At 71.0% G+C, this 12,455-nt stretch carries 15 protein-coding genes; 4 read left to right on the forward strand and 11 right to left on the reverse strand.

From position 1 onward, the window contains the following. The first annotated feature begins 70 nt into the window (after window positions 1–70). Entirely contained in the window at window positions 71–565 is a 495-nt protein-coding gene (locus ACIBI5_RS01445; RefSeq protein WP_379609531.1) for a DUF3145 domain-containing protein, read from the forward strand. On the opposite strand, the gene ACIBI5_RS01450 is transcribed toward ACIBI5_RS01445, so the two are convergent. The 11 genes from ACIBI5_RS01450 to ACIBI5_RS01500 form a co-directional block, all read right to left on the reverse strand. Beyond that, the gene (locus ACIBI5_RS01450; RefSeq protein ID WP_397242019.1) at window positions 562–1,449 is read right to left on the reverse strand and encodes a DUF1731 domain-containing protein; all 888 of its coding nucleotides are present in this window, start codon (window positions 1,447–1,449) and stop codon (window positions 562–564) included. The genes ACIBI5_RS01445 and ACIBI5_RS01450 overlap by 4 nt on opposite strands. Before the next feature lie 32 nt (window positions 1,450–1,481). Continuing rightward, entirely contained in the window at window positions 1,482–2,906 is a 1,425-nt protein-coding gene (locus ACIBI5_RS01455) for an acyl-CoA carboxylase subunit beta (RefSeq protein ID WP_397242022.1), read from the reverse strand. A gap of 10 nt (window positions 2,907–2,916) precedes the next feature. Beyond that, a complete protein-coding gene (gene fabF / locus ACIBI5_RS01460) occupies window positions 2,917–4,149 on the reverse strand; it encodes a beta-ketoacyl-ACP synthase II (protein WP_397242024.1) in 1,233 nt (410 codons plus the stop codon). 38 nt (window positions 4,150–4,187) lie between these two features. Then, window positions 4,188–4,424, reverse strand: a complete 237-nt coding sequence (locus ACIBI5_RS01465; protein WP_397242026.1) for an acyl carrier protein — start codon at window positions 4,422–4,424, stop codon at window positions 4,188–4,190. 90 nt (window positions 4,425–4,514) lie between these two features. Next, on the reverse strand, window positions 4,515–5,471 hold the full coding sequence (locus tag ACIBI5_RS01470; RefSeq protein WP_397242028.1) for a beta-ketoacyl-ACP synthase III: 957 nt from the start codon (window positions 5,469–5,471) through the stop codon (window positions 4,515–4,517). Continuing rightward, entirely contained in the window at window positions 5,468–6,364 is an 897-nt protein-coding gene (locus ACIBI5_RS01475; RefSeq protein ID WP_397242030.1) for an ACP S-malonyltransferase, read from the reverse strand. Before ACIBI5_RS01475 ends, ACIBI5_RS01470 begins: the two co-directional genes overlap by 4 nt. 103 nt (window positions 6,365–6,467) lie before the next feature. Then, window positions 6,468–7,592, reverse strand: coding sequence for a CdaR family transcriptional regulator (locus ACIBI5_RS01480; RefSeq protein WP_184974587.1), 1,125 nt, complete (start codon window positions 7,590–7,592; stop codon window positions 6,468–6,470). A 64-nt stretch (window positions 7,593–7,656) separates the two neighbouring features. After that, window positions 7,657–8,088 (reverse strand): DUF350 domain-containing protein, encoded by a 432-nt coding sequence (locus ACIBI5_RS01485; RefSeq protein WP_379609537.1) that lies wholly within the window; start codon window positions 8,086–8,088, stop codon window positions 7,657–7,659. 1 nt (window position 8,089) lies between these two features. After that, window positions 8,090–9,235: a glutathionylspermidine synthase family protein gene (locus tag ACIBI5_RS01490; RefSeq protein WP_397242032.1), complete on the reverse strand. Its 1,146-nt coding sequence runs from the start codon at window positions 9,233–9,235 to the stop codon at window positions 8,090–8,092. 3 nt (window positions 9,236–9,238) lie between these two features. Further along, the gene (locus ACIBI5_RS01495) at window positions 9,239–9,646 is read right to left on the reverse strand and encodes a hypothetical protein (protein ID WP_397242034.1); all 408 of its coding nucleotides are present in this window, start codon (window positions 9,644–9,646) and stop codon (window positions 9,239–9,241) included. Window position 9,647: 1 nt separating this feature from the next. Further along, the gene (locus ACIBI5_RS01500; protein ID WP_397242036.1) at window positions 9,648–10,022 is read right to left on the reverse strand and encodes a hypothetical protein; all 375 of its coding nucleotides are present in this window, start codon (window positions 10,020–10,022) and stop codon (window positions 9,648–9,650) included. A gap of 115 nt (window positions 10,023–10,137) precedes the next feature. On the opposite strand from ACIBI5_RS01500, the gene ACIBI5_RS01505 reads away from it, so the two are divergent. From ACIBI5_RS01505 to ACIBI5_RS01515, 3 genes are all read left to right on the forward strand, one after another. Then, the gene (locus ACIBI5_RS01505) at window positions 10,138–11,160 is read left to right on the forward strand and encodes a PHP domain-containing protein (RefSeq protein ID WP_397242038.1); all 1,023 of its coding nucleotides are present in this window, start codon (window positions 10,138–10,140) and stop codon (window positions 11,158–11,160) included. 83 nt (window positions 11,161–11,243) lie between these two features. Then, window positions 11,244–11,972 carry a helix-turn-helix transcriptional regulator gene (locus tag ACIBI5_RS01510; RefSeq protein ID WP_397242040.1) on the forward strand — a complete coding sequence of 243 codons (729 nt, stop codon included), beginning with the start codon at window positions 11,244–11,246 and terminating at the stop codon, window positions 11,970–11,972. Window positions 11,973–12,049: 77 nt separating this feature from the next. After that, entirely contained in the window at window positions 12,050–12,412 is a 363-nt protein-coding gene (locus ACIBI5_RS01515; protein ID WP_397242042.1) for a VOC family protein, read from the forward strand. Window positions 12,413–12,455: the final 43 nt, after the last annotated feature.

Consider the following 12,455-nt stretch of genomic DNA (forward strand, 5'->3'; position numbering starts at 1 on the left):
TAGTCACTTGTGATCATCCTGGGACGAGGCCGTTGGGGAAGGCGCACCTCGTACCGAAACGGGAGGTCCGGTGTCTGCTCGTGGCGTGCTGTACGTCCACTCGGCTCAGCCTGCGCTGTGCCCGCACATTGAATGGGCGGTCGCGGGTATCCTTGGCGTGCCCGTAGACCTGACGTGGACGCCGCAAACCGCCGCGCCCAACGCCGTCCGCGCGCAGGCGGAGTGGGAAGGCCATCCGGGCTTCGCCGCGGCCATCGCCTCCTCGCTCATGGGCTGGCAGCGCATCCGCTTCGAGTGCACCGAGGATGCCTCACCCGGCATCGACGGCTCCCGTCACGCCTATACGCCGACCCTCGGCGCCTTCACGGCGGTGATCGGCGCCTCCGGCGACATCATGATCCCGGAGGACCGGCTGCGGGCGGCGATGATGAAGTCCGCGCAGGGCCGTACCGTCCTGGAGGACGAACTCGACCTCCTGCTCGGGCGGCCGTGGGACGAGGAACTGGAGCCGTTCCGCTACGCGGGCGACGGCGCCCCCGTCCGCTGGCTCCACGCCGCCGTCTAGGACGGCTGGAGGAGGTCGCCGATCGCTTCTTCCAGTTCTGGATGCCGGAACCGGAACCCCATCCCGGTCAGCCGCGCCGGTACGCAGCGCCGCCCGGTCAGCGCGAGCGCCGGGTCCGTGCGGAGCACGCGGGAGCCGAGCCGCACCATCGGCTCGGGAGTGGGCGGCGCGGGAGGGCGTCGTAGGACGCGGCGGAAGGCGGCCATCATCTCGGCGTTGCGCACCGGCCGCGGGCTGGTGGCGTGGACCACTCCGGACAGCGCCGGGTCTTCCGCCGCCCGCCGTACGATCGCGAGAAAGTCCGCGGCGTGCAGCCAGCTCACCCACTGCCGTCCGCCGCCCACGCGCCCGCCGAGCCCCCATCGCACCAGGCCCGTCAGCCGGTCGAGCGCCGGGGTGCCACGGTCGAAGACCACCGCGGTCCGCAGGATCACCTGCCGCCCGCACGGCGCCCCCTCGGCCGCGGCCTCCCAGGCCTTGGCCACTCCCGCCATCTGTGGTGGGCCGTCGGCGGGCGGCGACTGCTCGGTCAGCTCGCTCTCCCCGCCCTCGCCGTAGATCGCCAGCGTGCTGAGCTGCAGCCAGACGGCGGGCGGTCCGCCGGCCGCGGCCAGCGCCAAGGCGCGCGTCGGCTCCACGCGGGACCGCGTCAGCAACTCCACGTTGGCCGGGGTGGGCGGGCGGTCGACCAGCTCGCCCGCCAGGTTGATCAGTACCGACCCGCTCATCTCGGCCGCGAGGTCGCCGTCCCACCCCACCATCCGGAACGGCCAGCCGCGCCGGGGCCGCCTGGTCACGACGACCACGTCATGACCACGCGCGACCAGGTCCACCGACAGGCTCCGCCCCAGGGCGCCGGAACCCCCGGCCAGGACATACTTCACAGACCGAGTATCCAGGACGCCGGAAGGCTCCCCTACAGCGGGATGTTCCCGTGCGCGCCGCGCGCCGGAGTGGCCTGGGCGAGGAGCTTGGCGATGGCGCCGCGCGTCTCCTCCGGCTTGATGACCTCGTCGATCACGCCCAGGTCCTGGGCACGCTCAAGGCCGCCCGCGAGCTTCTTGTGCTCCTCGGCCAGCCGCTGCTCCAGCTCCGGCCGCTCTTCCTCCGGCACGGCGGCCAGTTCGCGGCGCTTGAGCACGCGGATGGCGGCCACCGGGCCCATCACGGCGATCTCGGTGGTCGGCCAGGCGAAGACCTTGGTGGCGCCCAGGGCGCGGGAGTTCATGGCGATGTAGGCCCCGCCGTACGCCTTGCGGGTCACGAGCGTCACGCGCGGGACGGAGGCTTCGGCGAAGGCGTGCAGGAGCTTGGCGCCGCGGCGGACCACGCCGTCGTGTTCCTGGCCGACGCCGGGCAGGTAGCCGGGGACGTCCACGAGGACGACCAGCGGCACCCCAAAAGCATCACACATGCGAACAAATCGGGCGGCCTTTTCGGCGGAGGTGGCGTCGAGGCAGCCGCCCAGCCGCAGCGGGTTGTTCGCGATCACGCCGACCGTGCGGCCGCCCAGGCGGCCCAGCGAGGTGACCACGTTCGGCGCCCACTTGGGGTGCAGCTCCACGCCCTGCTCGTCCAGCAGGCCGTTGACGAGCGGCTTGACGTCGTAGGCGCGGCGGGGGGACTCCGGCAGCAGCGTGCTGAAGTCGACCTCCTCCACGCCCGGCAGGCGTACCCGGCCCTGGTGGCCGAGCAGGCAGGCCAGCTCGCGGGCCTTCACGTACGCCTCGGTCTCGGTCTTGGTGACGACGTGCACGACGCCGCTGCGCTTGCCATGGGGCTCGGGACCGCCCAGCGCGGCGGCGTCGACGTCCTCGCCGGTGACGCTGCGGACGACGTCGGGACCGGTCACGAAGATCCGGCCCTGGTCGGCCAGGATGACGATGTCGGTCAGCGCGGGCCCGTAGGCCGCGCCGCCGGCGGCGGCGCCGACCACGACGGAGATCTGCGGGACGACGCCGGAGGCCTTGGTCATCGCGAAGAAGACCCGGCCGACGGCGTGCAGCGACTCGACGCCTTCGGCGAGTCGCGCACCACCGGAGTGCCAGATCCCGAGGACCGGCACCCGTTCACGGACGGCCACGTCGTAGGCGTGCACGATGTGCTCGCAGCCTTCGCTGCCCATCGCGCCGCCCTGGAAGCGGGCGTCACTGCAGAACGCGACGACGGGGACACCCTCGACGCGGCCCATGGCGGCCAGAACGCCGCTCTTGTCCTGAGGAGTGATCAACCGCAGCGAACCCTCGTCGAGCAGCGCGGAGAGACGGACGAAGGGGTCGCGCGGATCAGCGGGCTCCGAATCGGAGCCATGCGTCACCACCCGGTTGTCCAGCACGGTCATCGAGAACTCCTCAGTGCGATGCGAACACGACGGTCACGTTGTGACCGCCGAAGCCGAACGAGTTGTTCACCGCGGCGATGTCGCCTTCGGGCAGCGCGCGGTTCTGGCCGTAGACGAGATCCACTTCGATGCCGTCGTCGACATCGGAGAGGTTGATGGTGGCCGGCACGATCCGGTCGCGGATGGCCTTGATCGTGAAGACGGACTCGATGCCGCCCGCGCCGCCGAGCAGGTGACCCGTCATCGACTTGGTCGAGGTCACCAGCGGGTGGGTGCCGATCGCCTTGGCGATGGCCACCACTTCGCCCACGTCGCCCGCGGGCGTCGAGGTGGCGTGCGCGTTGACGTGCCTGACGTCCAGGCCGCTCACGCCCGCGTCGCCGAGGGCCTGGGTCATCGCCTGGATGATGCCGCGGCCGTCGGGCTCGGGCTGGGTGATGTGGTGGGCGTCGGCGGAGTAGCCGACGCCGGCGGCGTAGGCGTAGATGCGCGCGCCGCGGGCGCGGGCGTGCTCCTCCGACTCCAGGACCACGATGCCGGCGCCCTCGCCGAGCACGAAGCCGTCACGGCCACGGTCCCAGGGACGCGAGGCGCCCTGAGGGTCGTCGTTGCGCGTGGACATCGCGCGGGCGGCGGCGAACGCGGCGATGTTGAGGCCGTGGATCGCCGCCTCGGTGCCGCCGGCGACGACGACGTCGGCGCGGCCGGAACGGATCATGTCCATCGCGTAGCCGATGGCCTCGGCGCCCGAGGCGCAGGCCGACACCGTCGCGTGCACGCCGGCCTGGGCCTTGAGATCGAGGCCGATCCACGCGGCGGGGCCGTTGGGCATGAGCATCGGCACGGTGAAGGGCGAAAGGCGGTTCCAGCCCTTCTCCTTCCACGTGTCGTAGGCGGACAGGGTGGTGCTGATGCCGCCGATGCCGCTGGAGACCACGACGCCGAGCCGCTCGGGAGCGATCTCGGGCGCGCCCGCGTCCTGCCACGCCTCACGCGCGGCGACGAGCGCGAACTGCTCGCTGCGGTCGAGCCGCCGGGCCTCGGGCCTGGGCAGGACCTCGGCCGGGTCGACCGCCGCCTTGCCCGCGAACTTCACGGGGACGTGGTCGACCCAGTCTTCGGTGAGAGTCTCCACACCAGACTGACCGGCGAGGAGCGCCGACCAGGTCGAGGTGACGTCTCCACCGACGGGCGTGGTCGCGCCGAGCCCGGTGACGACGACACGTACCCGGTTTGCACTCACGTGTTTACGCTCCTTGTCGATCAGAGGAAGAGGGCGGTTCAGCCCTGGATGTAGGTGAGGACGTCCTTGACCGTCTTCAGGTTCTTGAGCTGGTCGTCGGGGATCTCCACACCGAACTCGTCCTGAGCGGCCACGGCGATCTCGACCATGGACAGGGAGTCGATGTCGAGGTCGTCCACGAAGTTCTTCTCGGGAGTCACATCCGAGGCCGGAATGCCGGTGATCTCGTTGATGATCTTGCCGATGCCTTCGAGGATCTCCTGCTCGGTCGCCATCTCGCTAGTTCTCCTTCTGAGTTTTCTTGATGATGTACGGCATCGCCGCACAAGCCTTTGCGTGCCGGTACGGCGCAGCCGTACCGGATCCTACGGAATTTCGATGACCTGTCCCGCATAGGTGAGCCCGGCGCCGAACCCGAGCAGCAGGGCGAGCCCGCCGGAACGGACCTCCCCGCGCTCGATCATGCGCGAGAGCGCCATGGGGACCGAGGCCGCCGAGGTGTTGCCCGCGGTCACGATGTCGCGGGCGACGACCGCGTCCGGGGCGCCGATCTTGCGGGCGATCGCCTCGATGATGCGCAGGTTCGCCTGGTGGGGGACGAAGGCCGACAGGTCGGCCGGGTCGACCCCGGCGCGCTCGCAGGCCTCCTTGGCCACCGGGTGCAGGGTCGTGGTCGCCCAGCGGAAGACCGTCTGGCCCTCCTGGCGCAGGAAGGTGTCGCGCTCGTCGATGATGATCGCGTCGGACTTGTCGCCCGAGCTGCCCCACACGACGGGGCCGATGCGCGGCACGTCGGAGGGGCCCACCACGGCCGCGCCCGCGCCGTCGGCGAAGATCACGGCTGTGGAGCGGTCCGTCCAGTCGACCCACTGGGAGAGCTTCTCCGCGCCGATCACCAGCACGTTGCGCGCGGCGCCGCCGCGGACGGCGGCGCTGGCGGTGGCCAGCGCGTAGCAGAAGCCGGCGCACGCGGCGTTGACGTCGAACGCGCCGGGCGAGTGGATGCCCAGGCGGTGCGCCACGATGGCGGCCGCGTTGGGGATCTGGGTCTCCAGGGTGCAGGTGGCGACGATGACCAGGTCGATCTCGTCGGCCGACAGGCCGCTGGCCGCGAGGGCCTTGCCGCCGGCCTGGGCGGCCATGTCCTCAAGGGACTCCTCGGGACCGGCGACCCGGCGCTCCTTGATGCCGACCCTGGACTGGATCCACTCGTCGTTGGTGTCCATGGTCTTGGCCAGGTCGTCGTTGGTGACGATGCCGGCGGGCTGGTAGTGGCCCAGGGCCAGAATCCTGGCTCCCGGTGCGGCGTCGGGAATCCTCACTTGATCAGCTCCCTGGCAGCGTCGAGGTCGTCCGGAGTCTTCAGCGCCACGGTCTGAACACCGCGCATGCCACGCTTGGCCAGCCCGGTCAGCGTGCCGCCGGGCAGCAGCTCGATCATCGTGGTGACGCCGAGCTCGGTCATCGTGGCCATGCAGGAGTCCCATCTGACGGGGTTGCTCACCTGGTTGATGAGCCGCTCGACGAAGTCGGCGCCACCCGCGACGACCTGTCCGTCGGCGTTCGACAGAAGCTTCACCCGCGGGTCGGCCGGGGTGATCGCGGCGGCGCTCTCGCGCATCGCGGTCACGGCCGCGGCCATGTGGGTGGTGTGGAACGCGCCGGCGACCTTCAGCGGAATGAGCCGGGCGCGCGCCGGCGCCTGCTCCTTCAACGCGGCGAGTTGCTCGAGTGTTCCGCCGGCGACGATCTGGCCGGCGCCGTTGATGTTGGCGGGGGTCAGGCCGTGCTCCCGAAGGGCGGCCAGGACCTCTTCCTCCACGCCGCCCAGGATGGCGGTCATGCCGGTCTCGGTGACGGCGGCGGCCTTGGCCATGGCCTGGGCGCGTACGCGGACCAGGTCGAGCGCCTGCTCGGCGCTGATGACCCCGGCGAGCGCGGCGGCGGCCAGCTCGCCGACGCTGTGGCCGGCCAGCAGGTCGGGGCTCGCGCCGAGCGCCTCGGCCGAGGCCAGCGCGGTGGCCACGAGCAGCGGCTGGGCGACGGCGGTGTCCTTGATCTCGTCCTCGCCGGCGGTGGTGCCGTAGGCGATCAGGTCGATGCCCGCGACGTCGGACCACGCGGCCAGGCGATCGGCGAGTCCGGGCAGCTCAAGCCAGGGTGTGAGGAAGCCGGGTGACTGGGCGCCTTGGCCCGGAGCGACGAGTACAAGCACGAAATCCACGATGCCCTGTAGAAGTTCGACACGCGGCTGGAGATCCGTACGAACTTTGTCCAGGCGGTTTTGTAGGAACTCTACAGTGGGGGTAACAGCCGCGTTACGTTAGGGCTCGCCAGGTTACCGCGCTCTCCGACAGGCGTCCAAGGATGAGCCCGACCTGCAGCGTGAAGGCCGACCTGCCCTCGGTCGGCTGGTATCCGGTGAGCTCGGTGATCTTCTTCAGCCGGTACCTGACCGTGTTGGGGTGGACGAACAGCAGCCTGGCCGTCGCCTCCAGCGAGGTGCCCTGTTCGAGGTAGGTGGCGAGGGTGTCGAGCAGCGGCGTGCCTGCCAGCGGCAGGTAGACGTTCTCCACCAGCTGCCGCCTGGCGTCGTCGTCGCCGTCGAGCGCGCGTTCGGCCAGCAGGTCCTCGGCGTGCACGGGACGGGGCGCGTCCGGCCAGCCCGACGAGGCCTTGAGCCCGGCCAGCGCGGCACTGGCCGAACGGGCGGCGGCGTGCAGGTCGGGCACCTCGGGGCCGATCACGATCGGGCCCTCGCCGAAGCGGGCCACGACCGGCCTGGCCGCCTCCTCGACGCCCTCCGCGCCGCCCACGATCACGATCAGCCGGTCGGCCTGCACGCCGGCGAGCAGGTCCATGCCGATGCGGCGGCCCTTCTCGCGCAGGCCGTCGATCACCGCGCGCGGGTCGCCCTCGGGGGCGCGCCCGGCGATGACGACGACCGGCGAGGAGGTCCAGCCGAGCGCGGCCGCCCAGGAGTGGAGGCCGTCGTCGACCTCGCCGCGCACCAGGGCGTCGACGATCAGCGCCTCCAGGCGGGAGTCCCAGGAGCCGCGGGCCTCGGCCTCGCGGGCATAGACGTGGGCGGCGGCGAAGGCCACGTCGCGCGTGTAGCGGAGCATGGCCTGCTGGAGCTGGTCCTCGCCGCCGGGGGCGGCCAGCTGGTCGGTCTGCGTCTCGACGACCTCGACCACCGCCCTGATGATGTCGACCGTCTGCTGGAGCGAGATGACCCGCTTGAGCTCGCGCGGGGCCGTACCGAAGAACTCGATGCTGGGGGTGGGGCGTTTCTCGTCGGCGTGCTGGAACCACTCGACGAACGCGGCTATGCCCGCCTGCGCCACCAGCCCGACCCAGGATCGGTCCTCCGCGCTGAGCGCGCGGAACCAGGGCAGCCGATCGTCCATGCGCGCCATGGCCGCGGTGCCGAGGGCGCCCATCGCGCGCTCAAGCCGCCGTGTGGTGTCTTCCCGGGTCGTCACCCTTCTAGGGTGCCAGGTCGGTTCAGATGACCGCGACGGCGGTGATCAGGCCGATCGCCAGATGGGTCACCGCCAGCAGGCGCGCGCCGGGCTGCAGTTCGGGCTCCTTGACCAGCTCACGCACCTCGATGCCGACAATCTTGTCGAACACGAGCATCGCCACCGTCTGTACGGCGATGCCGACCAGGCCGAAGACCGCGGTGGTCGCCAGGCCCTCGACGAGGCGGCCGCCGGAGGCCCAGATGGAGGCGGCCACGATGAGGCCCACCGCCGCCAGGCCCGAGGTGGTCAGGAGGGTGGCGTTGGGGTTGCGGTCGGTCTTGATGATCTGGCTCAGCTTGCCGGGGATGGCCAGGTCGATGACGTAGAAGCCGACGATCATCAGGATGACGCCGAGCGCGGCGTAGGAGGCGATGAATCCGGCGCCGCGGGCAAGGGTTTCGAGAAGGGTCACGTCAGCTCGCTATCCGGTGAGGTACGAAGGAGGAGGTGTCGTCGGTGATGTAGCCGGTGGTCTCCCGGATGCCCAGGCCGGCCGACTCGTCGGCGACGACCCAGGCGCCCAGCACGGGACGCTGGCCGTCGAAGACGGGCAGGGCCTCGAAGCCCTGGTAGACGTAGCCTTCCGCGCCGTAGGTCCCGGTGGTCTCCTGGCCGCCCGTGGGGGTCACGATGCGCATCGAGGCGCCTTCCCTGCCGAGCAGCGGCTTGGCGATGTAGGACGACATCTCGCGCGGCCCGTCGAGGTAGGCGGGCAGCAGGTTCGGGTGGCCGGGGTACAGCTCCCACAGGAGCGCCAGCAGCGCCTTGTTCGACAGCAGGGTCTTCCACAGCGGTTCGATCCAGGTGGCGTGCCGTACCGCGTGCCTGCCGAAGTCGTCGGCCAGCATCCACTCCCACGGATAGAGCTTGAACGCCGACCGGATCCAGCGCTGCTCCAGGTCCACGAAGCGGCGGCCGGCGCCGTCCCAGCCGATGTCCTCCATGGCGATGGCCACGGTGGGGCGTCCGGCCTGCTCGGCGGTCTCCTGCAGGTAGGCCAGCGTCATGGCCTCCTCGCCCGTCTCGTCCATGTTGGTCCAGGCGAAGTGAGTGGGGCCGGGTGGCAGCCGCAGGTCCTTCCAGCGGTCGATGAGCCGCTCGTGGACGGAGTTCCACTGGTCGTCATCGGGGTGGGTGTCCTTCAGCCAGAACCACTGCACCACCGACGACTCCACCAGCGAGGTGGGCGTGTCGGCGTTGTACTCCAGCAGCTTGGCCGGGCCCGTCCCGTCGTAGCGCAGGTCGAAGCGGGCGTACAGGTGGTCGTCGCGCCGTTCCCACGAGCGGGCGACGTCCTCGCGCGCCCACTCGGGGATGGCGAAGTCGGCGTAGCGGCCGGTCGAGACCACGTGCTCCACCGCGCGCAGGCACATCTGGTGGAGCTCCTCGACCTGCGACTCCAGTGCCAGGACCTCGACCATGGTGAAGACGTAGTGGGCGGACTCGTCCCAGTAGGGCCGGGTCAGTCCCGCCGGGTGCGCGGCCCGGTGGTAGGCCAGGCCCTGGCTCTCGATCGTCTTCTCCCACCCGTCGCGGGGCGTGCCCGTCTCGCGTCGCACCGCTCAGCCTCCCACCGTCGTACGCCCGCCGAAGCCGTCGCGCGAGATGCGGCCCGACTTGCCGATCTCGTCGCCGTCGCGGGTGGTGATGTGGACGCCGCGCGGGCGCCGGGGCGAGCCGTCGGTGACGTGGCGATTGGTTCTGGTTCCGCCGTAGTACCACATGTACGTGCCGTGCCTGCCCGCTCCGTCGCACTTCTCGTCGCCGGCCACCGTGTAGCGGCCGTCGTCCTCGCTGTCGCGCACCACGCAGTGCGCGGTGACCTCGTCCTCTTCGTCGTCCTCGTGCACGGTCACCGGCGACCGCTCGTACACCGGAGGCGGTTGCTGCGCGCAGGCGCCGAGCATCAGTGCCGACAGCGTGGCCACCGCGCCGATCGAGACGTTCTGGGAGGCCAGGCGCCGGCTCACGTCAACTGCCCCCGCTCCAGCGGCTGCCGAAGCCGCCCCGCTGGATGGACTTGCCGTCGCGGCTGCTGATCGTGACGTTGGAGGGCCGGATCGTGCTGCCGCCGTGGACGAGGGCGCCGCTGCGGGTGCCGCCGTAGTACCAGTGGTAGGCGCGGTAGGCGCCGCCGGAGGAGTAGTGGTCGTCGTCGCAGTAGTCGTCGTCGACGACCTCGTAGGATCCGCTGTTCAGGCTGGTGGCCTCGACGCAGTCGGCGGTCACGTCGTCGTCGCCCTGAGCCGCGCAGTAGCCGACCACCACGACCGACACGATGCCGATCACGGTCAGTGTGATCACCTTGGAGGACTTGCCTGGGCGGGCGGCTGGCGGGGCGGTCATCGAGCTCCAGATCTATGGTGGCCAGTTAGCCTATCGATGCTGTTTGTCCGCTTCAATCTCTATAAGTCATCGCTTTCAAAACGCTTGAGTCCCTGGTTGGGGTATTTGTCTACCTATGGATCCGGTGCAGGCTCTACGGGACATCGCCTTTCTGCTGGAGCGGGCGGGCGAGCCGACCTATCGCGTGCGCGCCTTCCGCCGCGCCGCCGCCGTCGTCGCGGACCTGCCCCCCGACGAGCTGGTACGGCTCGCCGAGTCGGGCGCCCTCGCCGGCCTGCCCGGCATCGGCAAGGTCACCGCGCTGGCCGTCACCGAGGCGCTCGCCGGGCAGACGCCCACCTATCTGCGGCGCCTGCGGGCCACCGAGGGCAGCGACCTGGACGCCGACACCGCCGCCCTGCGCGCCGCGCTCCGAGGCGACCTGCACAGCCACTCCGACTGGTCCGACGGCGGCTCGCCGGTCGAGGAGATGGCGGCCGCCGCCAAGTCGCTCGGCCACGAGTACCTGGCACTGACCGACCACTCGCCCCGCCTCACCGTCGCCAACGGCCTGTCGCCCGCCCGGCTGAAGCGCCAGCTCGACCTGGTGGAGCGCCTCAACGAGGAGCTCGCGCCGTTTCGCGTCCTGACCGGCATCGAGGTGGACGTCAACCCCGACGGCACCCTCGACCAGGAGCCCGAGCTGCTGGACCGGCTGGACGTCGTGGTCGCCAGCGCGCACTCCAAACTGCGCATGAACCGCTACGAGATGACCCGCAGGATGGTCACCGCCATCGCCAACCCGCGCGTGGACGTGCTCGGCCACTGCACCGGCCGGATCGTCAAGGCCGGGACCAAGCGGGGCGGGCTGCGGCCGGAGTCGGAGTTCGACGCCGAGCTGGTGTTCGAGGCGTGCAGGCGGTTCGGGGTGGCGGTGGAGATCAACTCGCGGCCCGACCGGCTGGACCCGCCCAAGCGGCTGATGCGGCAGGCGTACGAGTGGGGCTGCCTGTTCTCGATCGACTCCGACGCGCACGCGCCGGGGCAGCTGGACTGGCAGCGGTTCGGGTGCGAGCGGGCCGCCCTGTGCGGGATCGAGCCCGAGCGCATCGTCAACACGTGGCCACTGGATCGGCTGCTGGAGTGGACCCGCGGGTGACCACCTGGCGGTGAGGACAGAAGAACCTGCCCCGAAGTGCGGGAACCCCGAGTTTGTCGGTGCTGCGGCGTACCGTCGGGATCGTGAACCGGACTGATCGGCTCTACGCCCTGGTGGAGGACCTGCGCGCGATCGCCCCCAGATCCCGTTCGGCGAGGGAGCTGGCCAAGCGGTTCGAGGTGAGCGCGCGCACCATCGAGCGCGACATCCTGGCGCTCCAGGAGTCCGGCGTGCCCATCTTCGCCTCGACCGGCCGCAAGGGCGGCTACGCGATCGACAAGAAGATGTCGCTGCCGCCGCTCAACTTCACCCCGCCCGAGGCCGTCGCGATAGCGGTGGCGTTAAGCCGCGCCGGCGACGACCAGCCCTTCGCCCAGCAGGCCCGCAGCGCCCTGCGCAAGGTCGTGGCGGCCATGCCGGGGCCCGAGGGCGAGCTGGCCAGGGAGCTGGCGCGGCGGGTGCGGCTGATGGCGCCGGCCGACCCGCCCGAGGAGATCCTGCCGCTCGGCGGCGAGGGCGTCTCGCGCGCCATCGAGGACGCGCTGCTGCGCCGGCGCGTCCTCAGCCTCGACTACGTCGACAGGAAGGGCGCCCTGACCACCCGGGAGGTGGAGCCGGGGGTGTTCCTGGGCGGCCGGGGCGGCTTCTGGTATCTGGTGGCCTGGTGCAGGCTCCGCGACGACGTGCGGGTCTTCCGCCTCGACCGCATCGCGGCCGCCTCCGTCACCGCGGAGAAGGCGCCGGAGCGGCCGCTCGAAGGCTTCGCCACGGACGTGCCGGAGATGATCGTGCGCGGCACGGTGATCGACTAATCATTCGAAAACACCGACATAGGGTTGTCGCATCCATGTTTTATCGTTTTCTTGTTCGAAAGATGAAGGAGGACAACGTGGATAACACCGTCACCTGGTTCGAGGTGGCCACCGACGACCCCGACGGAGCCGAGCGCTTCTACGGCGGGCTGTTCGGATGGACGTTCACGCCCGGCGGGGGCGACGGGCCGGACTACCGCATGATCAGCTCCGCCGGCGCGGAGCGGCCCTCAGGCGGCCTGTTCAACACCAAGGGGGAGTTCCCCGCTCACGCGGTCTTCCACGTGCAGGTCGCCGACGTCGAGGCCGCCTGCGCGCAGGCCGAGTCGCTGGGGGGCAAGGTCGTCACCAAGGTCATCGACGACGGGGCGGGCACCGACTTCGCCTACCTACGGGACACCTCGGGCAACCAGTTCGGCGTGTTCCGCCAGAGGGGCTGACGCGACGGCCGGGCACATCGCGGCGCTTCCCCCGCCGCCCCGC

The sequence above is a fragment of the Nonomuraea sp. NPDC050540 genome (genome assembly GCF_044457485.1).
GTDB lineage: Bacteria > Actinomycetota > Actinomycetes > Streptosporangiales > Streptosporangiaceae > Nonomuraea.

Bases quoted from the DNA above. Each gene is read 5' to 3' on its own strand.
- ACIBI5_RS01500 (WP_397242036.1), bottom strand. From the start codon at position 10,022: ATGACCGCCCCGCCAGCCGCCCGCCCAGGCAAGTCCTCCAAGGTGATC.
- ACIBI5_RS01480 (WP_184974587.1), bottom strand. From the start codon at position 7,592: ATGGGCGCCCTCGGCACCGCGGCCATGGCGCGCATGGACGATCGGCTG.
- ACIBI5_RS01505 (WP_397242038.1), top strand. From the start codon at position 10,138: ATGGATCCGGTGCAGGCTCTACGGGACATCGCCTTTCTGCTGGAGCGG.
- ACIBI5_RS01465 (WP_397242026.1), bottom strand. From the start codon at position 4,424: ATGGCGACCGAGCAGGAGATCCTCGAAGGCATCGGCAAGATCATCAAC.
- ACIBI5_RS01455 (WP_397242022.1), bottom strand. From the start codon at position 2,906: ATGACCGTGCTGGACAACCGGGTGGTGACGCATGGCTCCGATTCGGAG.